24 protein-coding genes and 2 pseudogenes are annotated in these 24,840 nt (G+C 36.4%); 12 read left to right on the top strand and 14 right to left on the bottom strand.

Features of this window, described 5'->3' with window-relative positions; all coding sequences use genetic code 11:
• Positions 1–223: 223 nt before the first annotated feature.
• The 8 genes from murQ to RMO03_RS10455 all read right to left on the bottom strand — a co-directional run bounded on the left by murQ (position 224) and on the right by RMO03_RS10455 (position 7,399).
• Positions 224–1,042: an N-acetylmuramic acid 6-phosphate etherase gene (gene murQ / locus RMO03_RS10490; RefSeq protein WP_309642055.1), complete on the bottom strand. Its 819-nt coding sequence runs from the start codon at positions 1,040–1,042 to the stop codon at positions 224–226.
• 117 nt (positions 1,043–1,159) lie between these two features.
• Positions 1,160–1,882: a YoaK family protein gene (locus RMO03_RS10485; RefSeq protein ID WP_309642054.1), complete on the bottom strand. Its 723-nt coding sequence runs from the start codon at positions 1,880–1,882 to the stop codon at positions 1,160–1,162.
• Positions 1,883–2,066: 184 nt separating this feature from the next.
• On the bottom strand, positions 2,067–2,480 hold the full coding sequence (locus RMO03_RS10480) for an arsenate reductase ArsC (protein ID WP_309642053.1): 414 nt from the start codon (positions 2,478–2,480) through the stop codon (positions 2,067–2,069).
• A gap of 124 nt (positions 2,481–2,604) precedes the next feature.
• Positions 2,605–3,054 (bottom strand): DUF6428 family protein, encoded by a 450-nt coding sequence (locus tag RMO03_RS10475; protein ID WP_309642052.1) that lies wholly within the window; start codon positions 3,052–3,054, stop codon positions 2,605–2,607.
• Positions 3,055–3,070: 16 nt separating this feature from the next.
• On the bottom strand, positions 3,071–3,403 hold the full coding sequence (locus tag RMO03_RS10470; RefSeq protein WP_309642051.1) for a metalloregulator ArsR/SmtB family transcription factor: 333 nt from the start codon (positions 3,401–3,403) through the stop codon (positions 3,071–3,073).
• A 215-nt stretch (positions 3,404–3,618) separates the two neighbouring features.
• The gene (locus RMO03_RS10465; RefSeq protein WP_309642050.1) at positions 3,619–5,511 is read right to left on the bottom strand and encodes a T9SS type A sorting domain-containing protein; all 1,893 of its coding nucleotides are present in this window, start codon (positions 5,509–5,511) and stop codon (positions 3,619–3,621) included.
• A gap of 455 nt (positions 5,512–5,966) precedes the next feature.
• The gene (locus RMO03_RS10460; protein ID WP_309642049.1) at positions 5,967–6,635 is read right to left on the bottom strand and encodes a ZIP family metal transporter; all 669 of its coding nucleotides are present in this window, start codon (positions 6,633–6,635) and stop codon (positions 5,967–5,969) included.
• Positions 6,635–7,399 carry a class I SAM-dependent methyltransferase gene (locus tag RMO03_RS10455; RefSeq protein ID WP_309642048.1) on the bottom strand — a complete coding sequence of 255 codons (765 nt, stop codon included), beginning with the start codon at positions 7,397–7,399 and terminating at the stop codon, positions 6,635–6,637. The genes RMO03_RS10460 and RMO03_RS10455 overlap by 1 nt, the downstream gene beginning before the upstream one ends.
• A 69-nt stretch (positions 7,400–7,468) precedes the next feature.
• On the opposite strand from RMO03_RS10455, the gene RMO03_RS10450 reads away from it, so the two are divergent.
• The 3 genes and pseudogenes from RMO03_RS10450 to RMO03_RS10440 all read left to right on the top strand — a co-directional run bounded on the left by RMO03_RS10450 (position 7,469) and on the right by RMO03_RS10440 (position 9,262).
• Positions 7,469–8,641, top strand: a complete 1,173-nt coding sequence (locus RMO03_RS10450) for a THUMP domain-containing protein (RefSeq protein ID WP_309642047.1) — start codon at positions 7,469–7,471, stop codon at positions 8,639–8,641.
• Positions 8,642–8,653: 12 nt separating this feature from the next.
• Positions 8,654–8,890: a hypothetical protein gene (locus RMO03_RS10445; RefSeq protein WP_309642046.1), complete on the top strand. Its 237-nt coding sequence runs from the start codon at positions 8,654–8,656 to the stop codon at positions 8,888–8,890.
• A gap of 15 nt (positions 8,891–8,905) precedes the next feature.
• Positions 8,906–9,262: pseudogene (locus tag RMO03_RS10440) on the top strand (four helix bundle protein).
• 39 nt (positions 9,263–9,301) lie between these two features.
• Here RMO03_RS10440 and RMO03_RS10435 read toward each other — a convergent pair.
• The 4 genes from RMO03_RS10435 to RMO03_RS10420 form a co-directional block, all read right to left on the bottom strand.
• Positions 9,302–10,033, bottom strand: a complete 732-nt coding sequence (locus RMO03_RS10435) for a DUF6048 family protein (protein WP_309642045.1) — start codon at positions 10,031–10,033, stop codon at positions 9,302–9,304.
• Complete coding sequence (locus tag RMO03_RS10430; RefSeq protein WP_309642044.1) at positions 10,005–10,514, bottom strand: DUF6452 family protein; 510 nt, start codon at positions 10,512–10,514, stop codon at positions 10,005–10,007. The genes RMO03_RS10435 and RMO03_RS10430 overlap by 29 nt, the downstream gene beginning before the upstream one ends.
• A gap of 60 nt (positions 10,515–10,574) precedes the next feature.
• A complete protein-coding gene (rlmD, locus tag RMO03_RS10425; RefSeq protein ID WP_309642043.1) occupies positions 10,575–11,993 on the bottom strand; it encodes a 23S rRNA (uracil(1939)-C(5))-methyltransferase RlmD in 1,419 nt (472 codons plus the stop codon).
• 134 nt (positions 11,994–12,127) lie between these two features.
• Positions 12,128–12,550, bottom strand: coding sequence for a hypothetical protein (locus RMO03_RS10420; protein WP_309642042.1), 423 nt, complete (start codon positions 12,548–12,550; stop codon positions 12,128–12,130).
• 232 nt (positions 12,551–12,782) lie between these two features.
• Between RMO03_RS10420 and RMO03_RS10415 the strand changes: the two genes are divergently transcribed.
• The 8 genes from RMO03_RS10415 to RMO03_RS10380 all read left to right on the top strand — a co-directional run bounded on the left by RMO03_RS10415 (position 12,783) and on the right by RMO03_RS10380 (position 18,816).
• A complete protein-coding gene (locus RMO03_RS10415) occupies positions 12,783–13,259 on the top strand; it encodes a hypothetical protein (protein WP_309642041.1) in 477 nt (158 codons plus the stop codon).
• A 22-nt stretch (positions 13,260–13,281) separates the two neighbouring features.
• Positions 13,282–15,033 (top strand): sensor histidine kinase, encoded by a 1,752-nt coding sequence (locus RMO03_RS10410; protein ID WP_309642040.1) that lies wholly within the window; start codon positions 13,282–13,284, stop codon positions 15,031–15,033.
• Positions 15,030–15,641: a response regulator transcription factor gene (locus tag RMO03_RS10405; protein ID WP_309642039.1), complete on the top strand. Its 612-nt coding sequence runs from the start codon at positions 15,030–15,032 to the stop codon at positions 15,639–15,641. The genes RMO03_RS10410 and RMO03_RS10405 overlap by 4 nt, the downstream gene beginning before the upstream one ends.
• Positions 15,642–15,745: 104 nt before the next feature.
• A complete protein-coding gene (locus RMO03_RS10400) occupies positions 15,746–16,315 on the top strand; it encodes a hypothetical protein (protein WP_309642038.1) in 570 nt (189 codons plus the stop codon).
• A 163-nt stretch (positions 16,316–16,478) separates the two neighbouring features.
• Complete coding sequence (locus RMO03_RS10395) at positions 16,479–16,925, top strand: hypothetical protein (RefSeq protein ID WP_309642037.1); 447 nt, start codon at positions 16,479–16,481, stop codon at positions 16,923–16,925.
• Between the two features lie 2 nt (positions 16,926–16,927).
• Entirely contained in the window at positions 16,928–17,287 is a 360-nt protein-coding gene (locus tag RMO03_RS10390) for a hypothetical protein (RefSeq protein WP_309642036.1), read from the top strand.
• Between the two features lie 65 nt (positions 17,288–17,352).
• Positions 17,353–18,510 (top strand): hypothetical protein, encoded by a 1,158-nt coding sequence (locus tag RMO03_RS10385; RefSeq protein WP_309642035.1) that lies wholly within the window; start codon positions 17,353–17,355, stop codon positions 18,508–18,510.
• Between the two features lie 12 nt (positions 18,511–18,522).
• Positions 18,523–18,816, top strand: coding sequence for a hypothetical protein (locus RMO03_RS10380; protein WP_309642034.1), 294 nt, complete (start codon positions 18,523–18,525; stop codon positions 18,814–18,816).
• A gap of 185 nt (positions 18,817–19,001) precedes the next feature.
• Here the strand turns inward: RMO03_RS10380 and RMO03_RS10375 are convergent, their stop codons facing one another.
• Both RMO03_RS10375 and RMO03_RS10370 read right to left on the bottom strand, forming a co-directional pair.
• Entirely contained in the window at positions 19,002–20,390 is a 1,389-nt protein-coding gene (locus RMO03_RS10375; RefSeq protein WP_309642033.1) for a hypothetical protein, read from the bottom strand.
• Positions 20,391–20,400: 10 nt separating this feature from the next.
• Positions 20,401–21,744 carry a Dyp-type peroxidase domain-containing protein gene (locus tag RMO03_RS10370; protein WP_309642032.1) on the bottom strand — a complete coding sequence of 448 codons (1,344 nt, stop codon included), beginning with the start codon at positions 21,742–21,744 and terminating at the stop codon, positions 20,401–20,403.
• A 413-nt stretch (positions 21,745–22,157) separates the two neighbouring features.
• Between RMO03_RS10370 and RMO03_RS10365 the strand changes: the two are divergent.
• Positions 22,158–24,840: pseudogene (locus RMO03_RS10365) on the top strand (hypothetical protein); the annotation flags it as partial.

Raw genomic sequence — 24,840 nt, 5'->3', positions numbered from 1 at the left:
GCATGAATGAATATTATATAGAGGAATAAAAATATTTTTTTTAACCCGAGTTGATCTTGCGCAAAGAAATGCAAAGGCGAAAATAAAATCACATACGAATAAATGATGCAAACCAGCGCACTGATGGTGCTATAACGATAGATGCTTTTCCACTTTCGCAGCAGGTATAAACTCCAAATCATCATGATTGGAATCAATGCAACGAGACTATAGAAAAAATACATTACTGATTTTTGGTATAAGCATCAACCGCTTTTCTGACGCTGCCGTGTTGTTGCAGTAATACGGATGCTTCTTCATAGGAAACAGGAATTTCGCCCATAATCATCTTCACGCCACGATCTACGAGCTTGTTGTTACTCAATTGCATGTCGACCATTTTGTTGCCTTTGACTTTTCCGAGTTGAATCATCGTTGCGGTGGAAATCATATTGAGTACTAATTTTTGCGCGGTTCCGGCTTTCATACGGGAGCTTCCGGTAACGAATTCTGGGCCGACAACCACTTCAATCGGGAATTTCGCTATGAGTGCTAATGGACTGCCGACATTGCAAGTAATGCCACCGGTGATGATGTTATTTTGGTTGCACATTTCCAATCCGCCAATGACGTAAGGCGTGGTTCCTGAAGCGGCAATTCCAATGACGACATCATTTTCGGTAATGTGGTGTTCTTGCAAATCGAGCCAGGCTTGTGTAGTGTTGTCTTCGGCATTTTCTACGGCGCGTCGAATGGCTTGGTCACCACCGGCGATGATACCATTAACCAAATCGAAAGGCACACCAAATGTGGGTGGACATTCCGAGGCGTCAACAATGCCCAATCGGCCTGAAGTTCCGGCTCCAATATAGAACAATCGCCCGCCGAGTTTCATTTTTGTGACAATCGCGGCTACTAAATTTTCTATTTGTGGTAATGCTTTTTGAACGGCAAGTGGAACAGTTTGGTCTTCGCGGTTGATGTTGGTCAGCAATTCGTGTACGGACATTTTTTCGAGATGCTCGTATTTAGAAGATTGTTCGGTGGTTTTGGTGAAAGACATTTGGATTGTTGGATTGTTCGATTTTTGGATGCGCTACGCTTTTGGATTTTCTGAATGTTCAAAAATAGTCATTTTTGCTCGCAAAGCCGAGGAGACGCATAGTTTTTGATTGGATTTTTAGTGCTTGTATTTCTTGTGGAGCAGTTTTATTTTAAGTTTGATGTTGTCGAATATCATACCTAATACTAAGGTGAAAGCACCGATGAGCAACACCTGTAAACCCATTTTTGAATAGAAAATTCCGCCGATGATTCCGCCGATAAAAAAGAAAGTGATGATGGTGAGCCGCAATCTTATTGAGGAAAAAAGTTTTGCTCTAGTTTCCGCTTCATGGTAGAAAAACAACTGCGACAGTTCGATACCCAAATCGGTAAAAAGTCCGGTGAGATGAGTGGTTCTAACAGTGGCGTTTGAAATTCTTGTTACTAAAGAATTTTGCAATCCCATCGCGAAGAGCAAACTGCAGGCAATGAGGTTTGGGTTTTCGACAATCATGTTTTTTCCAAAAACGGCAACCAGCAATAAAATCAGACTTTCAATAGACGTTGGAATGATGTAAACGAAGTTGTCGTTTCTGCGTGAGATGATTTCGACAAGGAAATTAGACGAGAACGATCCGAGAAAAAAGAAGAAGATATACAGAAAGTAAACAAATCCTTGCCAGAAATTGAGTTTGAAAATCTCATCGACGAAAAAGGCAAAGTGTCCCGTTACATTGGTCGTGAGTTTGGCTACTGCCAGAAAGCCAGCAACATTGACAATTCCGGCTACAAAAGACAGTAATGATGCGATTTGCAAATTGTGTTTGGCTGTTCTTTTTTTACCTTGATGAATGAACATGTTGGATTTGTTTTAGGTCCTCAATTTACGACAAATTTGCGTGAGGGATAGTAGCGGAAATCTTTTTGTGCCGGTGTTTACTTCGTCAGTTCGCCAAGGCTCGGGTGGCGCAAAAAATTGGGAGTGGATAGCCCGGCCCTTGCGGACACGCCCAGATTATAAAAAACGTAAAGTCGCCTTTATTTTAAAGATTTTCAGTTATGAATTGCTGCGAATACTCTTCGATCATTTGTCTGACGATTCTGAATTGATTTAGAATTTCTTCCTCTGTTCCTGTTGCTTTGGCGGGATCGGGAAAGTTATAATGAAATTTTTTCGCTTTTGTTGGGAAGAAAGGGCAATGTTCTTTGGCGTTATCGCAAACTGTGATTACAAAATCGAAATCGATTTGGCTGTATTCATCGATATGATTTGAGGTGTGGTTTGAAATATCAATTCCGTCTTCTTGCATCACGGCAATGGCTTTTGGATTTACGCCATGGGTTTCGATTCCGGCGCTAAAAACTATGGCTTTTCCATTGGCAAAATGCCTTAGATAACCTTCGGCTATTTGACTTCTGCAGCTGTTTCCGGTGCAGAGCACAAGTATTTTTTTCATAGCAATAACCAGATAATATTGATGATACAGAATTTGGGATCCCAGCCAAAAACCAACTGCAGTATCACGATTGAAGTGGTAATGACAATTGGTTTTTTATATTTTATAAAGAAATCTTTCATGTTTAGCAGCAATTACTTTCAGTGGAACAACAGGCTTTTTCTTCTGATTTGCTTTCTTGTTTTATCCCACAATTATCTTGTGCAAGGCAAGCTGTTTTTTTAGCGGTGAGCATGAAATTTTCGCCATCAAAAGCTAAGTCGTATTTTCCAATAGTTTCAGATTGGTATTCTACTTCAATTTCTAAATCTTCCATGCATAACACTTTTTCGGAAAGCGCAATAATGTTAATCAATTTTTCGGGTTTGAGTTGGTGTTCAAAATCGTTGGCATTCCAAAGTTGAAAGTTAGCCACTTTTTCAGATCTCACTGTGCCGCCGCAATCGATGAAATGTTTTGTGATGACGCCAATTTCGGTCACGTGAAAATGTTCGGGAACCATTGTTCCGTTTGGCAATTGGAAGTTTACAGTTTTGACAGTATTTAGGAGGTTTTTGATTTCAGATAGTTTCATATTGTATTCATTTAGGTTAACAACAATTATTTTTCTTAGTTTCTAATGTATTGGAAACGATGGCAAAATAGGCTTGCAATATTTCGAGTTTTTTTTCATCAATGCAGTAGCAGATTGCGTTTCCTTCGATGCTTCCTTTGATCAATCCGGAATTTTTAAGTTCTTTCAGATGTTGGGAAACGGTGGGTTGGGCGAGTGGTAATTCGTTTACGATGTCGCCGCAAATGCAAGTGTCAACTTTCATAAGATATTCAATGATGGCCACTCTCGCGGGATGTCCGAGTGCTTTGGCTAGCGTTGCAATTTCGTTTTGCTTTTCGGTGAAGTGTTCGGTTTTGGTGGCACCCATGTTTTAATTATTACATTGCAATATTACGATAAACATTTTTACAACATACTTTTTTTCTGTTAAATTTAAATTGGATATTCGATTTTAGACTTTCAAAAAAAGTAATATTTGCCTGCAAAAACTCGAAGTTGCAAAGTTTTTGGGTTGTAAAATTGTTAAGACAGAAAGTTATTTCGGAGTTGTTACTGCGATAGTATTAGAGGATTTATATCTCCTTATTGTACTATTAATTTTTTGGTAGTGGTGTTTTTAAGTTTATCAATAATCTGTAAAAAATAAACACCAGGTTTCATTCCGCCTTTTTTGATGGTGTATTCTTTACCCGAAAAGATGTCTGTTGCTATCACTTTACCGCTAATATCAAAGATTTTGATTGAAGTGTTTTCTTGTATTTCCTTGAAAGCAATCGTCGAATAATCCGTTAATGGATTTGGATAGAGGTTGATGTTATTGTCATTCGCTACAGTTTCATGAATGTCTAAAGGAGCACTATTGTTAAGGTAGACTTTCCAATAGCGATTCGTGGTGCCGGGAACGCTATAGGCCCCAGATTGTTTTTCTTCGTATACTAAAAGATCGGATTTGTAGTCACCATTCATGTCGAACACATACCAAAACTGGGAACCGTTAATGTCAGTAGCGTTTGCTGAATTATTATTGATGGCATAATAGCTATTATTGGTAGTAGTTGTAATGTTTCCTCCAGCGGGCAATGTCCAATTGACGGGGGATATATCGAAACCAGCACCATTGTTAGCGTATACTTTCCAAAAGCGGCTTCCGGTGGTTCCGGGAACACGATAGTTACCGGCTTCTTTTTCCTCATAGACCAGCAAATCAGATTTGCCATCTCCATCCATATCCATAACATACCATAGTTGAGATCCGTTGATGTCGGTTGCATTTCCTGAATTATTATTAATGGCGTAATAGCTATTATTGATAGTTGAAGTAATATTCCCTCCTGCAGGTAGCGACCAATTGATAGGAGCAGAATCGAAGCCGGAGTCATTGTTAAGATATACTTTCCAATAACGATTTCCTATAGTTCCAGGAACACTATAGGCACCGGCATTTTTTTCTCGATACACTAGTAAGTCAAGCTTATGGTCACCATTAAAATCCATGATATACCATAATTGTGACCCATTACTATCATCGGCATTTCCTGAAACATTATTGATATCATAATAGCTATTGTTGGTAGTAGTTGTGATATTTCCTCCTGCGGGCAATGCCCAACTGAGAGGTGTAGTATCGAAACCTGAACCATTATTAAGATAAACTTTCCAATAGCGGTTTCCTGTTGTTCCGGGTACACTATAATTGCCTGCTCCTTTTTCCCGATACACTAGTAAATCGGATTTGCCATCGCCATTCATATCCATGAGATACCACAACTGTGATCCTGTAACCTCGGTGTTATCAGAATAATTATTAATAATATTATAATAACTGTTATTGCTAGTAGCGTTAATGTTTCCTCCGGCTGGCAATGACCAATTCACTGGTGTTGTATCGAAACCGGAACCATTGTTAAGGTATACTTTCCAATAGCGGTTTCCTGTTGTACCTGGAACGCGATAATTACCGGCTTCTTTTTCTTGGTAGACCAGTATATCTGGTTTGGCATCTCCATTCATATCCATGACATACCACAACTGAGAACCGTTGACGTCAGCAGCATCATTAAAGTAATTACTGATGCCATAATAACTGTTGTTGCTTGAAGCGGTAATATTACCGCCAGCAGGTAAAGTCCAATTCACAGGAGTGGTATTGAAACCTGTACCATTGTTCAAATAGACTTTCCAATAGCGATTTCCAGTTGTTCCCGGAACACGATAATTGCCTGCTTCTTTTTCCTGATAGACCAGCAAATCGGATTTGCCGTCACCATTCATATCCATGAGATACCACAATTGCGATCCGTTGATATCCGCGACATCTGAAAAATAACTGTTGATGGCAAAATAACTGTTGTTAGCAGTAGCTGTAATATTGCCAGCGGTAGGTAATCCGAAGTTTATTGGAGTAGCATCAAAACCTTGAGAATGCCCTATGGAGATTATGAATAATAGGCTTAAAGTGAGGAATGCTTTTTTCATTCGGTTGTATTTAAATATTAATGTAGGCGTTTTTTCAAATCAGTTGCCACGACTGGTTTTCGGTTGAGGAAAAGTTTTTGTCTTGACAAGAAGTAAAATTAAGAAAATATACATAATCGCACTAAAAAAATTAGTAACTGCCCGGAATTGACTGATAAGTGATGTTTTTTACCAATTGAAAGTTTTTTAAAAACTCAATAGTTGCAGGTTGAGATAGGAAGTTGTTTTGAAGTTGGAGCTGCGTGAGATTTGCTTCGCCAGTTCGCTAACGCTCGGGTGATATTAAGAGGATGACTGCCAGTGGCAATCAGGTATTTTTAATTAAGTTCTTGAACAAATAATTTTTGAATTTTTAAACTGGGTTGCGTGAGGGATAGTATCGGAAATCCTTTTGCGCTGGCGTTCAGCGCAAAAGATTGGGAGTGGATAGCCCGACCCTTGTGGTCACGCCCAGATTATAAAAAATAAGCCAATGCAATTCCGAGTATAATCATCGAGATTTTGGCGATGTTGAATTTGTGCCCTTCACTGCTTTCGAAAATAATCGTTGAGGAAATGTGGAATAATATCCCAATCACAATCGCAGTGATTTCGGTGTAGTAATCGTTGACAAAAGGCAACATTCCGGCGCATAACGTACCCAATGGCGTCATCAATGCAAAGGTCAGCATGAAGGCGAAAATGGCTTTTTTGTTGAGTTGACTTTTGAGGAAAAACATCGTTAAGATTACAGCAATCGGCAAATGGTGAATTCCGATTCCAAGTGCGAGATTGTGGTGGTGGCTTACCGGCAAACCTTCGAGAAATGCGTGAATACACAAGCTTATAAACAGCAACCAAGGAATTTGGGTCATGGTATCGTGTCCGTGAACGTGTCCGTGTTCGGCGCCTTGTGAGAAAAACTCCAATACAATTTGGAATAAAATCCCGACCATGATGAAAATACCAACGGAATGCGAGTGGCTTTCGTAAACGTCCGGTAATAAATGAACGACGGTTAGTGACAATAAAAAGGAACCGCTGAATGCGAGCAATAACTTCAGATTTTTTTTATTATCGGGTTGCAAAAACAACGCAATGCCGTAACCCAGAAGTACCGATAAAAGAGGCAATAGGTAGTTCATTATTTGAATATCATGATGAGACGTTCGCTATCGGTTTTGTGGAATTTTTTGAGTTTATAATCACCGAAAATATCGAGTAAATAAATCCCGGCTTCGGTCATCAATTCTTGAAAATCATGCAGTGTAAAGGCGCGTACTTTTTCGGTAAAATGGTGTTTTATGTCTTGATCTTCAAAATCAATTTCTTTGTAAATATAGCCATCGATGTGGAAACGTTTGATGTGAAAATCGATGTTGTCTACGGTTTTGGTCTCTTCTGGAACCAAGTTGGCTATGACGTTGGTCGCATTCATAAAATCAATCACGCCGAAACCATATTCCGAAAGGCTTTCTTTGATGGCGATTAGGGTTTTTAGATGATCTGTATCGCAGGCAAAATAACCAAAACTTGTAAACAGATTGAAAATCGCATCGTATTTTTCTTCGAACGGTTGGCGCATATCATGCACTTGAAAATGCAAAGTGTTATTCGCATTTTTATTGGCAATGGCAATGCTGTTTTCGGATAAATCAACACCGAGAACATCGAATCCGAGTTGGTTTAGATAAATTGAATGTCGGCCTTTTCCACAAGCCAAATCCAATACTTTTGCGTGTTCGGGTAAGTTGAGATAATGCGTCAGATTGTCCATAAAAACCTGGGCTTCCCGATAGTTTCGTTCTTTGTATAAAACGTGGTAATAGGGAGAATCGAACCAAGAGGCGAACCAGTTGTTGCAAGTGGAATCTTCGGGATTCGAATTTTGATTTTGAGAATTTGGCATTTAATCTTTCACATTGAATTATGAACGTGCAAATTTAGTGTATTTTTGCACCGAATACTTGATTTTGCCATGGAAAATAATTTTAAAATGATTGCCAAAACCTTTTTTGGTTTTGAAGAAATACTCGCTAAAGAACTTAGAATGTTGGGTGCACAAGACGTTGAGGAAGGCATCCGCATGGTGAGTTTTAAAGGCGATAAAGGTTTTATGTATAAGGCGAATTTGTCTTTGCGTACGGCTTTGAAAATTTTAAAACCCATTTATTATTTCCGAGCGAATACCGATTTGGCTTTGTATAAAGGCATTTCGGGCATCAATTGGGCGCAGTATATGAATTCGAATCAGACGTTTGTGATTGATACGACGGTGCATTCGGAGTATTTTAAACATTCGCAATTTGTGTCGCAGAAAAGTAAAGATGCGATTGTCGATCAATTTAGAAATAAAACCGGACAACGCCCAAGTGTTGATAAAGATTATCCCGATTTGCGCATCAACATTCACATCGATAAAGATCAGGTTTCCGTAGCGCTTGATACTTCAGGAAATTCATTGCATCAGCGTGGTTATAAAACGGCTACGAATATTGCTCCGATTAATGAGGTTTTAGCGGCCGGGATGATTTTACTTTCAGGCTGGGAAGGCCAGGGTGATTTCTTAGATCCGATGTGTGGTAGCGGAACCATTTTGGCCGAAGCGGCGATGATTGCGTGCAACATTCCGGCGAACATCAACAGAAAAGAATTTGCTTTTGAAAAATGGAACGATTGGGACAACGATTTGTTCGACCAAATTATGGATTCGCTGCTCAAGAAAGTACGTGAGTTTCATTATACGATTAAAGGCTATGACAAAGCGCCAAGTGCTGTGCAAAAAGCCAAAGACAATATCAAGAATGCCAATTTAGAAGAATACATCACGATTCAAGAAAAGAATTTTTTCGATACTGAAAAAGACACTCAAGGCCCGTTGCATATGGTTTTTAATCCACCGTATGGCGAACGTTTGGATATTGAAATGGAACGTTTCTATAGAGAAATCGGCGATACGTTGAAACAGAATTATCCCGGAACCAATGCATGGTTTATCACTGCCAATCTCGAAGCGTTAAAGTTTGTAGGATTGAAACCTTCGAGAAAAATAAAATTGTTCAACGGAAGTCTCGAAGCGCGTTTGGTGAAGTATGAAATGTATGAAGGTAGTAAACGCACGAAGTTTAATTCAATTAATAATGATAATTAACAATTAATAATTATGACCAAGTTACAATTGCGTTCCTTCATCTACCAATTGATTTCGTTCGGAATCTTGTTTATCGGATTTCAGTTTTTGATAAAAAGATACACCAATTTATCGGGTTGGTATATTCCGCTTACAGCTTTTGTTGTAGGCACTATTTTAGCACCGCAATTTCAAGCAGTCAAAACCAAAGACGGCGAAAAGTTGTTTATGAAGTGGATTTTTATGAAAGGAATCAAACAGATTAAATAATTACGAATTGTGAGTATGAAGGAAAATATTATTCAGATTAAGAGTTATGCTTTTGCTGTAAGAATTGTAAAAGTTTACAAGCATTTGTGTGAGGATAAGAAAGAATATGTTTTAAGCAAATAGCTACTTCGTGCTGGAACTTCTCTTGGAGCCAATATAGAAGAAGCTATTGGAGGACAATCAGAAAAAGATTTTTTTGCTAAACTTACAATCGCCTACAAAGAAGCAAGAGAAACTCATTATTGGGAAAGATTATTAACTGACACAGAATTTATTACTAAAGAAGAAAGTAAAAGTCTATTATTTGATATCGAAGAACTATTAAAAATCATAGGTTCCATCCAAAAGACATTACGAAATAAAAGTAACTAGCTACCCAATTCGTAATTCGTAATTTATAATTCGTAATTTTTATTTCTTCTTAGGCGCAGCCGCCACAGGAACTTTCTTCTTATAAATCGGAATAAAATAAGAAACCGTATAATTAAAACCTGCACCAAAAGTACCATCGTAAGTTCTGTTGAAACCCGGAATGTAAAGATTGTCGAAATTATCAGGCTTTTTATTCGATACCAATTTGTTCATTCGAAAGCTGAAACCAACATAGAAATTGTTGATGACTTTGGCTTTTACTCCAAGTAAAACTTCCACCCATTGTGCGGATAATCCGTTGAATTTTTCTCCTGATTTGATTTCTTGCGATTGTCCGAAATAAGGATAACGGTTGTAAATCGTATAAGAATTCAAGGTTTGACTGAACGAACTCACTCCATATCGCGCGCCGATATAGACCATGTTTTCCATGTCGAGCCAATTTTCATAAAGATTATAATCAGCACCGGCTTTGAAGTAAGTACCTTTTGTGGTGAAGTTCAATTGGTCGTCATTTACGGTTTTGTTTTCATTCCCCAATTCACCCGCGAGATAATATTTTTTAGTAAGTCTGTAATCGCCTACAACTTCAAGTCCTTTATAATCCTCTTCGTAAAAAGTACGCGCGAGTTTGAATAAATCAAAGCCGACGCGGATTCCGTAACGATTGGTTTTTACAGGAATGCTGTCGGTTTTTTTGGTTTGTGCTTCGATGAACCATGAAGACAACACCAAGACAAGGCTAAAGAGAAATGTTAAGGTGTGTTTCATTTTCGGTCAGAATATCAGATTGAATTACTGTAATGTTACGCATCCATAAACCATCTGGAACGGTGTTGTCGGTTTGCGTAAAGGGATTAATATCGTTTAATTTAAAAACCGTTTTGTAACCACAAGCACGAGAAACGTAAACGTTGTTGCGCGTATAATCGAATTCTAAATTGTCGATATTGATTAAAGCCGGATTGGCATTGGCATAATTTAATATGAATTGATATTGCGACAAATCAGCAGCAATATCAAGAGGCACTTGAACTTTACTCACACCATTATAAACCGCATATGGCGTCGTATCACCATTTTTAATAATAGCAAGATTCGTCACATTTTTCGTTAAAGTTGGATTCGTAAAATCGTAAAAAACGATAATCAATCGCGGTGTGGTTCCGGTATTTTCATCGCAAATGTCATCCTTTTCACAACTTGAAAAAGCAACGGCTATTACGATAATTAATAAAACTATTTTCTTCATATGCTGAGTAACTGAGTTGCTGAGTGCCTGAGTTGCTGAGTAACTTAGAAACTCAGGCGCTTATTTTTTTCTCTTTTCCAAAAGTACAACATTTTCCACATGATGCGTTTGCGGAAACATATCCACCGGACGCACGCGTGTCACTTGATATTGTTCGTCCATCAAAGCCAAGTCGCGCGCTTGTGTAGCGGAATTGCAACTTACATAAACAATTTTTTGAGGAGCAATTTTCAAAATTTGCTCGACTACATCTTTGTGCATGCCGTCTCGAGGCGGATCGGTAATAATCACATCGGGTTGACCGTGTTTGGCGATGAAACTTTCATTGAAAACCACTTTCATATCACCAACATAAAACTCACAATTCGTAATGTTGTTGCGCTTGGCATTTTCTTTGGCGTCGAGAATGGCTTCAGGAACACTTTCTACGCCAATCACTGTTTTCGCTTTTTTGGAAACGAATTGCGCAATGGTTCCGGTGCCGGTATATAAATCATAAACGATTTCATCGCCAGTTAATCCTGCAAATTCTCTGGTGATTTTGTATAATTCGTACGCTTGTTCTGAGTTGGTTTGGTAGAACGATTTGGCGTTGATGCTAAACTGCAAACCTTCCATTTCTTCTAAGATATAATCGCGGCCTTGGTATAATTTGATGTCTTGATCGTAGATCGTATCGTTGGGTTTTCCATTGATTACATACTGCAATGAAGTGATATTGGGAAACTTTTCGAACAGGTGATTGAGCAGCAATTCGCGCGCTGTTTTGTCTTCTTTAAAGAATTGAACGAGCACCATAATTTCACCTGTTGATGCGGTTCGGATCATTAATGTTCTGAGCAAACCTTCATGATTTCTCGGATCAAAAAAAGCGAGATTGTGTTCGTTAGCGAAGTCACGGATTTCGTTTCGAATCGCATTCGATGGATCTTCTTGCAAATGACATTTGGTGATGTCGAGAATCTTATCCCACATTTTCGGAATGTGAAAACCGAGTGCATTGCGATTGCCCAAATCTTCAGTGCTGTCGATTTCTTTTTCAGTTAACCAACGCGAATTGGAGAATCCGAATTCCATTTTGTTTCTGTAGAAGAATTGCTTTTCGGAACCTAATATGGGTTCAAACTCAGGAAGCTCGATTTTGCCTATGCGTTGCAAGTGATTTTTGACTTCATTTTGTTTATAAAACAACTGTTGCGCATAATTCATGTTCTGCCATTTGCAACCGCCACAAACACCAAAATGTTGGCAAATCGGTTCGATGCGGTGTTCGGAAAATTCATGAAAACGAATGGCTTTTCCTTCGTAATAGGCTTTGCGTTTTTTGAAAGTTTGCACATCAACGACATCGCCGGGAACCACATTGGGAATGAAGATTACCTTTCCGTCAGGCGCTTTGGCAACAGAAACGCCTTTGGCTCCGGCATCCAAAACTTTGATGTGATCGAATATAATTTTATCGGTATTTTTTCTAGACATGCCGCAAAAGTAGCGAAAGTTTGGGAGAATTTTTGATTTCGGATTTGAGATTTTAGATTAAATAATTTAGCCATGAACCAGCATTGAAGTATGTTGGTTCATGGCTATAATCAGCAGTTAAATTAGTAATGACGTTAAGCACTCCAATGCTTCTCAACATGCAAATGCAGTAACCGTATATTTTCAGCACGTTTAATTTCTGATTTCAAACGCATCAATTCGTTGTCATGGATATGGAGCATTTTAAGGTAATATTGTTCAATGTCACGATTGAATTTCGAAGTGCGTAATTCATGCATTTCCTTATCAAAAATATCGTTTTGTTTTTTAATTCCGGCGCGATACAAATCATAACTCATGGTATTGTCGCGTTTGGTATAAGTCGAATAATCTCTTAAGAAAATAAGTTCTTCGAGTTTGTCATAAAGCCTAACCATTCGGGCATGGTTGACCGCCAATCGATGTAAAATTATTTTTTTGTTGTCTTTTTTTATGGTCAATGTGATGAAGTAGACGAAAAGGATGAAACCGACTGAGAATAAAAGCAATTGTATCATAAGAATATCATTTTTAGACGCATTATAAAGATACCAACCTCCGCCATCAAAAGGTTATGAAATTATGGGAAAGTGTTGCATGATTTACTAGTGTCAATTTTTATTATTAGTGAGTGGTGCTATGATTGATTTCAAATACAACATCAAATTGGTTTTTTACCTATTTGTAGGGATTTTTTTTGTAATTTTTCGACGGAGATTTGAAGTATATAACTTTAAAAAATTATTTATCATGGACAGAACTTATTTAACAATTGGAAAATTAGAAGCAAGCATTATTGATATTGATGTTGTATTGCCAGAACATGAAGAAGGTAAGCCTTATGATTTTGGATTTGCTTATAATATTTCGAAAAAAATAAAAGGAAAAAAGACTTATGCGATTTGTTATTACATGAGAATTTTTGATGAACCAGGCGTTCAATTGTTTAACGGAAATACGCTATACCCTCATAGAATAGCTTATGATGATTTAATTAAAGTAGAAAAACCCGGTGTAATTGCATTTGATGATAAGGCGAAAGACGTGTTTGTTACCGTAATACATGATGATCAAGAAGGCATTAATCCTTTGATTTATGTTGAGTCATTATTCGATACATTGGAAGATGATATTAATGCTTTAAATTTGAATGGTCAGCCGTATGTATACATAATTCCTCTTCAATTAAGACCAAGAGTTGTCGGAATGAGTATTGTTTCAAGATAGTATGCTACTATATGTCAATAAAATGCAAAGAATCCTGTTCGTAAGTATTATTCTTATGAACGGGTTTCTTTTTGCACAAAATAATTTGAAATTTATAAATGAAAATATTAGTAAAGGAAAATTTGAATCCGCAAAAAAAGAATTAGATAAAATTGATTTAGCGAATTACACGGATTATGAAAGAGCTAATTATTATATAGCCTATAGTAAAATATATCAACAGGAAAATAAAGAAGACCAATATTTTAAAAAACTAATAGAAGCAAAAGAGATATACATAAAAATTGATAGTATTGAAAAAGCATTAAAACTCAACTTGGATATTGCTTATTTGGTTTCAACTATGAAAAACAAACCAAAAAATATTAGCGAAAAAAAATTAATTCAGGAATATCTTGACTATGCCTTAAAAACGAATAATAAGACTAAAATAGCTTTTGCTTATTATGAAATTGCGTCTATTAAAATTTGTGCCAAGAAAGATCCTGAAGTGCTGACAAATTTTAGAAATGCAATCAAAATTAATAATGAAATTAAAAACGAAAATTTAACGTTGAAAATCAATAAAAATTTGGCTGCTTATTTCAATGAAGCAGAAAAATTACCTGATTCTGCTTTAAAATATTTAAATAGATGTTTGCCTATTGCTTTAAAAAAGAATGATATTAAATCAATAAATGACATCTACATTAATCAAGCTGGAAGTTATAATCGTAAAAAAAAATACGCTGAAGCTATTGTATTACTAAATAAGGCTTTGGAGCTAGATGTTGATGAAAATGCCTTAAACAATAAATGCATTATCAATTATTTTCTGTATAAAAATTATAAAGAAATAAAAAATACCCCAAAGGCATTAGAATATTTAGAAAAGTATAATATTCTTAATGATGACTTAAATCAAATAGATCAAGAACTGGCTATAAATGAATTACAAACTAAATACGAAACCAAAGAAAAAGATCTCGAAAATAAAAACCTAAAAACCATAATCTATTCCGTAATAGGATTGCTATTTGTTATAGGAATTATTTCGGTTCTCGCCTATAAAAATCTCTCCAAAAAGAAAAAAATTGTAGAGCAGGAAAAACAACTCGAAACCCAAAAACTCGAAACCAAACTTAAAGAACAAGAATTACACGAAATTGATGTGATGCTTGAAAGCCAGGAAAAAGAGCGCCAACGCATTGCCAACGAACTGCACGATAATCTGGGAAGTATGCTGGCGACTTTGAAATTGAATTTCGAAAATTTGAAACGCCACGATACCGGTTCAAGCGAAAAAGAATTCCAATTGTTTGAAAAAACAGATTCGCTTATTGAGGAAGCTTACCAAAAAGTACGCAACATTTCGCACTTAAAAAACCTCGGAGTCATTGGCAGTGAAGGCTTAGTCGTAGCTGTTAAAAAGATGGCAGAGAAAATGAGCGTGCTTGAAAAATTGCAGATTAATGTGATTCCACATGGGCTAAACGAACGTTTGGAAAACACTTTAGAAGTGATGCTTTTCAGAATCATACAAGAATTGTGTACGAACATTATGAAACATTCAGAAGCTACGGAGGTTAATATTTATTTAACCCAACACAATAGCAATGAACTCAACATTATTATTGAAGACAACGGAAAGGGATTTGATCCGAAAAGTATTGTTCAAAAATCAGGAATCGGACTTAAAAGTATTGAGAAAAAAGTCGAGCAAATGAACGGTACTTTTACAATCGATTCTATTATTTCAAAAGGAACGACCATCATTATTGATTTACCGATATGACAACAATTGTAATTGCAGAAGACCACCAATCTTTAATTGATGGGATTAAACTTTCGTTAGAATATGAAGACGATATTTCGGTTGTGGGTGAAGCCAACGACGGCGAATTGTTGGTTGATTTAGTGCGTAGAAAACAACCACAAGTAGTCATTACTGATATTCGAATGCCCAAATGTGACGGCATATCGGCTACTAGAATCATCAAAAAAGAATTTCCACATATTAAAGTTATTGCTTTTAGCATGTTCGATCAAAGTGAGGCGGTAAACCAAATGAAACTTGCCGGTGCGACAGGTTATATTATGAAAAATTCGCCATTGAAAAAACTGGTTGAAGCCATTCGAATGGTCGCTAAAGGTGAAACTTTTTTTGATGATTCGATTACATCATTAGATACCACTTCAAAAGAAGAAATCATTCTGAGTTCTCGTGAAAAGGAAATTCTGCGGCTCATCGGAGAAGGCAAAACGTCGAACGAAATTGCGGAACAGCTTTTTATTGGGAAAAGCACCGTAGATACACATAGAAAAAACATCTTAAAGAAAATGAATATTCATGGAAAAACCGATTTAATAAGGTTTGCCGTAGAACGAAAATATGATTTTTAGAAAAAGCATGTCTGTTATGAAACATTAAAATCCCTATTGTTAGGGATTTTTTTATGGGTAAGAATGAGGAATTTTGAAATGTATAACTTTTAAAAATTAATATCATGGAATCTACTCAAACTTTTAAAATTCTCTTTATTAATGTCATCCCTTTTGCAATAATTGTTTATGGAATATACCTATCTTTTTGGACGCCTATATTAAAGGATATCAGTAATTGTGAAAATAAACCTTATAGTTTTGCACGGGCTCAACTTATGTGGTGGACTTTAATTATTGTTAGCTCATTTTCTGCTTATTATGGCTATAATAATGGATTGCCAGAAATCAATAAATCGCTATTGATTTTATTAGGAATTAGTTTAGGAACTACTACTGCTTCTAGAATTATTGATAATACTGATATTAATACTGATAAAGTAAGACATCAAGACAGCAATGATGAGAAACTTTTCTGGACAAACATTCTTTCTGATGAAAACGGAATCAGCGTGCATCGTTTTCAAGCATTAATTTTTAATATCTTATTTGGGGTCATTTTTATAACTGAATTTATTTCAAGTGCAGGTAAGGTATTTATTTCGTTTACACCAACTGAACTTGCTTTGATGGGAATTAGCTCGGCAGCTTATGTTGGAATAAAATTAAATGAAAACAAAACGGTGGATAAGTAAAGTTATAATTCATTGATAAAAACAAAAAAGTAGAAGATGCTAAAAGCATTATGGAGAATAAAAATTACAAAGACATTTTTGTGATTAATCATAAGAATGAAATTGTAGTATGGTTAACCAATACACAAATTTTAAGATACATGAACAATTAATCTCAAGCATCATGAAAAAAATAATCATTGCATTACTCGCATTCAGCGTAACGTCCTGTGTTGTACTGAAAAAATCGGAATACAAGGAAATAATGGCAACAAATGTCAAGTCGAACGCAAGGATATCAGATGAAATAAAAGACGAATTGCACAACAAAATGATGGATAGTAAAATGATTACGGATTGTGATTTTACCTTTCTATTAGAAATCATTTCCAAACGAGTTTATCAATTTAAAAAAATTGAGATTGATGATGAGCGAGTTAATTTTATTAAAGATGAGCTTATTAAGTTATATGATCAATATAAACAGCAACCTCAGTCTTTACGTATTTCAGAAAATGAATTGAAGAAAAAAGTAAGTTTTTATTTAGACTATATGCTCAAACCAAAAAATGAAAAAAAGAATTGGTTTGATTTTGAAGACAATTATATCAAAAAACCGAAGGCTAAATAACTATGGAAGTGCTTACTATATTATTCGACATTTTAAAATTACTGATTCCATCTAGCATAGGTATACTCACATTATCGATAAGTTTTATAGACAAAATTGGTTTAAATCTGAATGATGATAAAGTGAAATCAACAATCATTTTATTATGGGTTTGTTTGATTTTGACAATTGTCGGTGGGTTTGTTTCATCAGTGTTTATTTATGATGATATCACAGCCACTTCAACTTCTGATTACATCGTTCGGTCTTTAAACACCAGAATTGCTTTTTCGCTTACTTTCCTTACTTTTATTATCTCCATTATTGCATTGGTGATGTTAGGGTTTCAAATCATAGAAAGAACTAAAAATGCCGATGAGTAAAAACTTTAAACGGCTGTTTTTAAATTAAATACTATTTTATTACATTAGTAATTTACAATTTTCTTATGATGACTATTAAGCCTAATTTAATTGTCGGAAGGTCACTATTGCTTCTATTTATAATTTTGAGTAATCCTGTTGTGAGTGAGGCGCAACCGATAGGCAAAAACCAAAAAGTGCCGAATGTTATAAAGACCAAGGAAAATACTAATGATGCCGATACCATAAAGAGCATTTCTGTTCGTGATTGTGTAAAAAATACGCTGAACAATTATAGGCATTCTAAACCTACGAATCACACAAAATGTCAAACTTCAAAGCATGTTGAAGGTGAAGAAGATAGTGCCATTTGTTTAAAATTGGATTGGCCGGAAATAGTTTTTTTATGCCTTTTTGTAGTATTCGTGGTATTGTGTTTTCGTACCAGGAAAAAGTCTTCATCAAAATTAGCCCTTAAAAATACAGCGCACCATTCTACTATGAATATAAAAAAAGAATGGATGCATATGTTGGTTTATCCCGCAGTTCTTGGAGCGTTTTTAGAGCAGATGATGACGGCATTTTCACCTATTATAGGGCTATATAGTACAGTGAATGATGCACATCAATGGGAAGGTGTTAGACAACTTTTGATTTTGGTGTTAACCGAGCAACATTTTCTTTTGGGATTTGCTTTTGTATGCTATTTTAGCATCGATTTCTTATTTTCCTATCTGGCTTCAACAACCGAAAATTACGGTTTTAGTGATATGCTGCTCGATCTTTTTCTGGTGGCATGTCTTTTATTTGGTTTTATCTCATTGCATATCACAGATTTCAATAGTGGTAAAGGTAGTGAAATCAGGATTTTTGCATTATTGTCCAGCGCAATTGTAATGTCGGTCGCATTGGTAATTTCTGAATTTCTTAAAATAGATTTCTTTATAAGAGTGAAGTCTGATTTTGAACAATGGGTTAATTATTATGTAACACTATTTATTGGAACGCTCATTTCATGTGCTTTGATTAGGCTAAATTTTTATTTTTTTTTCTATAAAAATGTAGATCAATTACCGGTTCGATTTCATTTTTGTTTTATGATGGTTTGGACCACTTGGGCAATCTTAATGCTTTTGCGCCGCCGTTCGCTGGGCTTTCAGGATGAAGTTGCGGCGCGAAAACTTGCCAATTATAAAAAAGCAAGGATTAAAGTTGAAAAGATTAAAAAACTCATCGATAGATAAAAAAAAATAAATTTGAATCAGCAGTATAAAATTTTAAGATTAATTTCTAAAACAAGATTTTTTTTACTCAATTCCCGAATTTGTTGGATAATTAAAAAAGCCAAAAAGTGTTTGGATGAAAGTAAGAGAAATCCTTTTAAATTAGATAAACCGGATGAGCACTGCTTTGGGTTTTTAGAAGAAAGGCTGGCTGAAATTGATGATGATAGTCTTAAAGAATTTAAAAAGAAGAATTTGGAAGATGAATTAACAAAGTATAAAGATTTCTCAACAGAAGTAGATGCATTACTCAGCCAATATTCTTAACCCTATTTTTAGTTTTAATACGTTCACCAAATTGTCAATAGCAACTAAAAAACCTAAGAATATATCGTATTGTCAATCATCATGTATTTTAAAATTGATAATCAATACCATCACGAATGAAGTTTAGCAATAGAAAAACCCCGAAATACTTCGGGGTTTTTATGCTAACAGCTATGTGATTTGGGTTAATTATCTACGCGCTTGGCTAAATTATAAGACAATGATATAAAGAAAGAGGATTTAAAAACTTTTTCAACGACATTATTTAAGTCAAAATCTTGAGTAGTATATTCTTTTCCAACTTCAAACTCTTTGTCTTTTAAGCGATCAACACGCAAAAAACTTAAGCCAGCATTGATCATTACTTTTTGTTTCATACCAAGAATAACGCTGGCTCCCAAATAGAAACTTAAATCTACATCATCAATAGTTTGAAAGCCGGCGCCAACGCCAAACAATCCTCCAATAGCGGTTTCTGTAGCTACCCGGTCATATACATGCATCATCGCGGCAAGGCCAGGAGTTCCTGCATTGTTGTTGTTTCTTTCTCGCAGATACGATTTTCCGGTAGTGGTACTTTCTTCAAGATAAAATTTCTCGTCTTTGGAGTTTTTACCAAACGAAATAGTTGGGCCTACACTAAAATCCGCTTTTATGCCTCCATAATTAGGCAATATAAAATCAAATTGTATCGGACTTTTATACGCACCCAACGTATTTACTTTTGACGGTGTAACTTTGCATTTATACTCTACAAAATCACCATTCATTTGAACCGGAGGAGCTTGAGCGGTAAAGTTTTGTTCTAATCCCAATTCTTTATATAAATAATCAACACTTTCATAAAGCGTGATTATTTTTTCATCTCTAATGGTTTCAAAAGCATCATCAATACTGTCTGATGCTTTCTCAATGTTTTGCTTCTGTGCAACATTGGTGGATAATTTCACCGCTTCTTTGTATAATGCTTCAATAGCTTCATACTTATCTCTTAACGATTTCAAAATATCAGCAGGATCTACAGGACTGTCAATCTCCTGCAATTTATCCTGCATGCTGCTGTAATCGATATCCAATTTTGCAATATTGATTAGTTTGTTTTGCTTTAATTTCAAATCAAATTCAAAATCTTTTATATCTTCTAAGATTTTCTTATAATCATTGCAAGTAGCAATCATTTCATCAAGTTTTGCATTTAAAGCAGCCGGATTACCTGGAGTATTTTGTACTTCTTCAATTTTGGTTATTTGATCTTCTGTTTTCTTTATTGCGTCTGAAGTTGCCTTTGTTTCGACTTTAGTTTCCAATTGTTCTGATGAAAGTCTGAACAAGGTTTGCAATTCAGTTGGAACCGGAGTTTGTAAGTCAAAATTTTTACCTGCAATCTCAACTTTATAAAGAAACTTATTGATGTTTTTAATTTTGAAAACTGTAAAAGTTTTATTTTTTACAGGAGAAAGTAAATGTTTTACTTCATTAATCTTGTCAAGATTTTGCCAATCAATTGTTTTTTCTCCTTGTGAATAGGATAGTGTGCATAAAAATAATGTCACTAGTAGCGTAAGTTTTTTCATAATATAATATTTAAATGTTTTTTAAAAAAGGAATACTCGGAGCGAAAAAATATTCACCGCCTTTTAAGGTTACTGCTGATTCAAAAGCACCGAATTGCACCGAACCTGCATTGTTATATGTGACCGGAAAATCACCGGTACTTTTATTTTGTAATCCATCTTGACCAATAACTGGGTCCAGATTATTTACTTTATCATTCGCAGGATTAACCTGATTGGCTAATCCTTGAATATGCTCAAATTGATTTTTTATACTCGCTTGAAAGCTCATAAACAACAACCCTACACCACTTTCAGGCATTTGAAGAAAATCCTGCTCAATCGATGCAGGTACATTTCTGTATCCGTATGGAATACCACGTCTGGCCATAATGTGTTCCTTATGTGCTTCAGTTCTTGGATTTGTTTTCCGGATGTGCGCATGATAAGGGCATCTAGAATTAGAAGCAATCTTATAATCAAAATTATTATATGCTCCGCTGCCAATAATGCCATCGTCTTTGCTCATTTCTACGGGAGTTCCATCTTCATACCGACCTACAATAGAGGCTCCGGCACGTTCTTCGTCTTCTTCTTTAAGGTTTAATTTTTTTGCCAGTTCTTCCTCGTTCTTTTTGAACTTTTGTACATTTTGTTCTAATTTTCTGAAAACAAAATAACTTCCGTAAGTATTGTCACTGTCTGCAAATGGATCTTTTACTAAAACCAATTCTTTCTCAGCAGATGGATTAAATATTTCTTTTCCGGCATTTTGCTGCTCATATTCTTTCAATTCATCATCAAAAAATAAAGGTTGACTGATGCCATCTACATAACCAAAATGTTCTATTCCATCACCGTTAGCATTTCGGATGGCATTTCCATATTCAATAGTTACAATGGATGAGAATTTGTTTAACGCTGCAATAATCTCATCTGAAGCAATTCCTAATTTTTCTTGATTGTCATCTCCAATCAAAATCATAGCATGAATTTCCTTTCTGAAACCTTCTTCCCATTTTTTAGTGTCCGGATCTTGTAAATCTGCTTTTTTCATCCCGTTTTGAAATGTTTTTTCAAATTTTGAAATGTCTTTACCTAAGTATTGATAACCCGGAGCTGTCAATAGAATCCCATAAAAAACGCCTCCAGATATTTTATTTCTTTTAAAAAGTTCATTTTCTTTTAGTTGTTTTTTACAGCTGGTTAACTTACTTTCTGAAAATTCGGCAATCCATTTTTTAGCGCTTTTGTCTCTGTTTTTATCAAATCTGATAAAAATGTTAGTGGTGAAATTTCTACCATGCCCTTTGAGAATATTTCCCTGAAGTTTGGAGAACATATCGTTGTTGGTAATATCATTTTTATTTAACATCGTAATCTATTTTTTAGTTAGTACTGTTTTATAAATCAAAACTCCTCAATCCCTACAAAAAAAAAATCCCCACAAATAGGGATTTTAGATTTCTGATTTTAGATTTTAGATTTGTTTGGGTAATGATAGTAATCTAAAATCGAATGCCTAGCCCGGATGGCACTGGAAAACAAAACCGCGTCTTGCTAGTTACTTTGGTTAGTCTGGCAAAGCGACCAACGGAAGCTCTTGCCGGACTTTACCATTGTGAGCAAGACGCGGTTTTTTTGTAGGGTACAGCCGGATTAGCTCCTGAAAACCCAACCTTTCCTATTGTCAATACATTTGTTCATAACCCTTAAAAAACCAAAAAACCTACCCCTGATTTTTGCCTATTTTTACGCTGATAACTTCAAACAAACAATTTTAAGATTATGAAAAAAACGTTACACTTTCTTGTCATTGCCATTTTGGTTTTGGCGCAGCGATCGCACGGACAGTCGATTGCTACTCATGTCAGGAACACCGCACAAGTTGTAGCTTGCGACCTGAATTTACCCAACAATCTGCCCAGTGTTAATGCCCAATGCTCAGTAGAATTCTCCGACTTGGTCATTCCAGTAATCACCGACAGTTGTGGCAATACGGTAACGCCAACTACAGACGGCAGTATTTTTCCTGTTACCGCAACCGGTACGACTACCATTTTTTGGGCGTATTTAAACGAATTAGGCGGTACTGAAATCCAAACGCAAAATATCAACATCCTCGATTTTACTCGCCCAATTCCAGATGTTGCGACACTGCCTAATTTTCACTCACAATGTGCAGTGCAGGCAGCCGATCTTCCGGTACCAACAGCAACAGACAATTGTTTTGGTGTTGTAACGGTGACTAATAATGGTGTATTTCCGATTACAGTATCAACCTTGATTACATGGACCTATACCGATGCTACCGGAAATACTACGTTCCAAAACCAAGATATTTATATTCTCGATTTTACAGAGCCGGTAGCTGATGTAGCTATTCTTCCGAATATTCACGGATTGTGTGAAGTGCAACAAGCCGATGTTCCGGTACCAACAGCCACAGACAATTGTTCTGGTGTTGTAACGGTAACCAACGATGCCGTTTTTCCAATTGTAAGATCAACCCTGATTACATGGTATTATACCGATGAACATGGAAACACGAGCTACCAAACACAAGACATCTACATCGATGACCTCACGAAACCGGTTCCTGATGCTGCCAGCCTTGCTGATGTTTCCGCATTATGTGAAATTCTTGAAGCCGATGTTCCTGCACCAACAGCTTTCGACAATTGTTCGGGTGTTGTAACAGCAACCACTAGTGTTGTATTTCCAATCAGAACTTCAACGGTAATTACATGGATATATACCGATGCCAATGGCAACTTTGAAACGCAAACGCAGAATGCCATTATCACGGATGCTATAAAACCGGTTCCTGATCTAGCGTCGCTTGCAGATTTTACCTCGCAATGTGCTGTATTGGCTATTGATGTTCCTGTGCCAACTGCTACAGACAACTGTTCAATTGCATCGATCACCAACGATGGTGTGTATCCAATTACTGTATCAACAACCATTATTTGGACTTACACAGATGCAAACGGGAACAGCGAAACGCAAAGTCAAAATATTATCATTAATGATACGACAGCGCCAACGCCTGATGCCGCCATACTTGCAAATATTACTGCACAATGTGAAGTGCAACAAGCCGATGTTACCGCGCCAACAGCTACAGACAATTGTTCAGGTGTTGTAACAGTAACCAATGATGGAATTTTTCCAATCACAGCATCAACTACAATCACTTGGACATATACCGATGCCAACGGGAATAGCAATACGCAAACTCAGAATGTTGTGGTTAATGATACCATAGCGCCAACTCCTGATAATGCTATACTTGCAGATGTTACTGCACAATGCGAAGTACTCGAAGCCGATGTTATCGCACCAACTGCTACGGATAATTGTTCAGGTATTGTTACCGTAACTAACGATGGCGTTTTCCCAATCACGGCATCAACTACAATTACTTGGACTTATAACGATGGGAACGGAAACAGTAATACGCAAACTCAAAATGTAATTATCAATGATACTACGGCACCAACTCCGGATGCTGCTGTGCTTACAGATATCACTGCGCAATGTGAAGTGCTTGAAGCTGATGTTATTGCTCCAACGGCCACCGACAATTGTTCAGGTGTTGTAACAGTAAACAATGATGGCGTTTTCCCAATTACTGCATCAACAACAATTACTTGGACTTACACCGATGCTAATGGAAATAGTGTTACACAAACTCAAAATATTATTATTAATGATACGATAGCACCAACTCCGGATGCTGCTGTTCTTTCAGATATTACTGCGCAATGCGAAGTGCTTGAAGCTGATGTCATTGCTCCAACGGCAACCGACAACTGTTCAGGTATTGTTACCGTAACTAATGATGGCGTTTTCCCAATTACTGCATCAACAACAATTACTTGGACTTATACCGATGCCAACGGAAACAGCAACACGCAAACTCAGAATGTAATCATCAATGACACGACAGCGCCAACGCCTGATAATGCTATACTAGCAGATGTTACCGGAACCTGTGAAGTGCTTGAAGCCGATGTTGCTATACCAACTGCTACCGATAATTGTTTAGGTATCGTAACAGTAACCAATGATGGAATTTTTCCAATCACAGCATCAACTACAATTACGTGGACTTATACCGATGCTAACGGAAATAGTGTTACACAAACTCAGAATATCATTATTAATGATACTATAGCACCAACTCCTGATGCAGCTGTTCTTTCGGATATTACTGCACAATGTGAAGTGCTTGAAGCCGATGTTATCGCACCAACTGCTACAGACAATTGTTCAGGTGTTGTAACTGTAACCAACGATGGTGTATTCCCAATTAACGCATCAACAACCATTACTTGGACTTATACTGATGCTAACGGAAATAGCAATACGCAAACTCAGAATATTATCATCAATGACAGTATAGCGCCAACTCCAGATGCGGCTACACTTGCAGATGTTACAGCAGAATGTCAAGTGCTTGAAG

Origin of the sequence: Flavobacterium sp. (assembly GCF_031411595.1) — a bacterium.
Taxonomy (GTDB): domain Bacteria; phylum Bacteroidota; class Bacteroidia; order Flavobacteriales; family Flavobacteriaceae; genus Flavobacterium.
This window is presented reverse-complemented; position numbering and strand designations above follow the sequence as displayed.

Bases quoted from the DNA above. Each gene is read 5' to 3' on its own strand.
- murQ (WP_309642055.1), bottom strand. From the start codon at position 1,042: ATGTCTTTCACCAAAACCACCGAACAATCTTCTAAATACGAGCATCTC.
- RMO03_RS10485 (WP_309642054.1), bottom strand. From the start codon at position 1,882: ATGTTCATTCATCAAGGTAAAAAAAGAACAGCCAAACACAATTTGCAA.
- RMO03_RS10480 (WP_309642053.1), bottom strand. From the start codon at position 2,480: ATGAAAAAAATACTTGTGCTCTGCACCGGAAACAGCTGCAGAAGTCAA.
- RMO03_RS10475 (WP_309642052.1), bottom strand. From the start codon at position 3,054: ATGAAACTATCTGAAATCAAAAACCTCCTAAATACTGTCAAAACTGTA.
- RMO03_RS10470 (WP_309642051.1), bottom strand. From the start codon at position 3,403: ATGGGTGCCACCAAAACCGAACACTTCACCGAAAAGCAAAACGAAATT.
- RMO03_RS10465 (WP_309642050.1), bottom strand. From the start codon at position 5,511: ATGAAAAAAGCATTCCTCACTTTAAGCCTATTATTCATAATCTCCATA.
- RMO03_RS10460 (WP_309642049.1), bottom strand. From the start codon at position 6,635: ATGAACTACCTATTGCCTCTTTTATCGGTACTTCTGGGTTACGGCATT.
- RMO03_RS10455 (WP_309642048.1), bottom strand. From the start codon at position 7,399: ATGCCAAATTCTCAAAATCAAAATTCGAATCCCGAAGATTCCACTTGC.
- RMO03_RS10450 (WP_309642047.1), top strand. From the start codon at position 7,469: ATGGAAAATAATTTTAAAATGATTGCCAAAACCTTTTTTGGTTTTGAA.
- RMO03_RS10445 (WP_309642046.1), top strand. From the start codon at position 8,654: ATGACCAAGTTACAATTGCGTTCCTTCATCTACCAATTGATTTCGTTC.
- RMO03_RS10435 (WP_309642045.1), bottom strand. From the start codon at position 10,033: ATGAAACACACCTTAACATTTCTCTTTAGCCTTGTCTTGGTGTTGTCT.
- RMO03_RS10430 (WP_309642044.1), bottom strand. From the start codon at position 10,514: ATGAAGAAAATAGTTTTATTAATTATCGTAATAGCCGTTGCTTTTTCA.
- rlmD (WP_309642043.1), bottom strand. From the start codon at position 11,993: ATGTCTAGAAAAAATACCGATAAAATTATATTCGATCACATCAAAGTT.
- RMO03_RS10420 (WP_309642042.1), bottom strand. From the start codon at position 12,550: ATGATACAATTGCTTTTATTCTCAGTCGGTTTCATCCTTTTCGTCTAC.
- RMO03_RS10415 (WP_309642041.1), top strand. From the start codon at position 12,783: ATGGACAGAACTTATTTAACAATTGGAAAATTAGAAGCAAGCATTATT.
- RMO03_RS10410 (WP_309642040.1), top strand. From the start codon at position 13,282: ATGCAAAGAATCCTGTTCGTAAGTATTATTCTTATGAACGGGTTTCTT.
- RMO03_RS10405 (WP_309642039.1), top strand. From the start codon at position 15,030: ATGACAACAATTGTAATTGCAGAAGACCACCAATCTTTAATTGATGGG.
- RMO03_RS10400 (WP_309642038.1), top strand. From the start codon at position 15,746: ATGGAATCTACTCAAACTTTTAAAATTCTCTTTATTAATGTCATCCCT.
- RMO03_RS10395 (WP_309642037.1), top strand. From the start codon at position 16,479: ATGAAAAAAATAATCATTGCATTACTCGCATTCAGCGTAACGTCCTGT.
- RMO03_RS10390 (WP_309642036.1), top strand. From the start codon at position 16,928: ATGGAAGTGCTTACTATATTATTCGACATTTTAAAATTACTGATTCCA.
- RMO03_RS10385 (WP_309642035.1), top strand. From the start codon at position 17,353: ATGATGACTATTAAGCCTAATTTAATTGTCGGAAGGTCACTATTGCTT.
- RMO03_RS10375 (WP_309642033.1), bottom strand. From the start codon at position 20,390: ATGAAAAAACTTACGCTACTAGTGACATTATTTTTATGCACACTATCC.
- RMO03_RS10370 (WP_309642032.1), bottom strand. From the start codon at position 21,744: ATGTTAAATAAAAATGATATTACCAACAACGATATGTTCTCCAAACTT.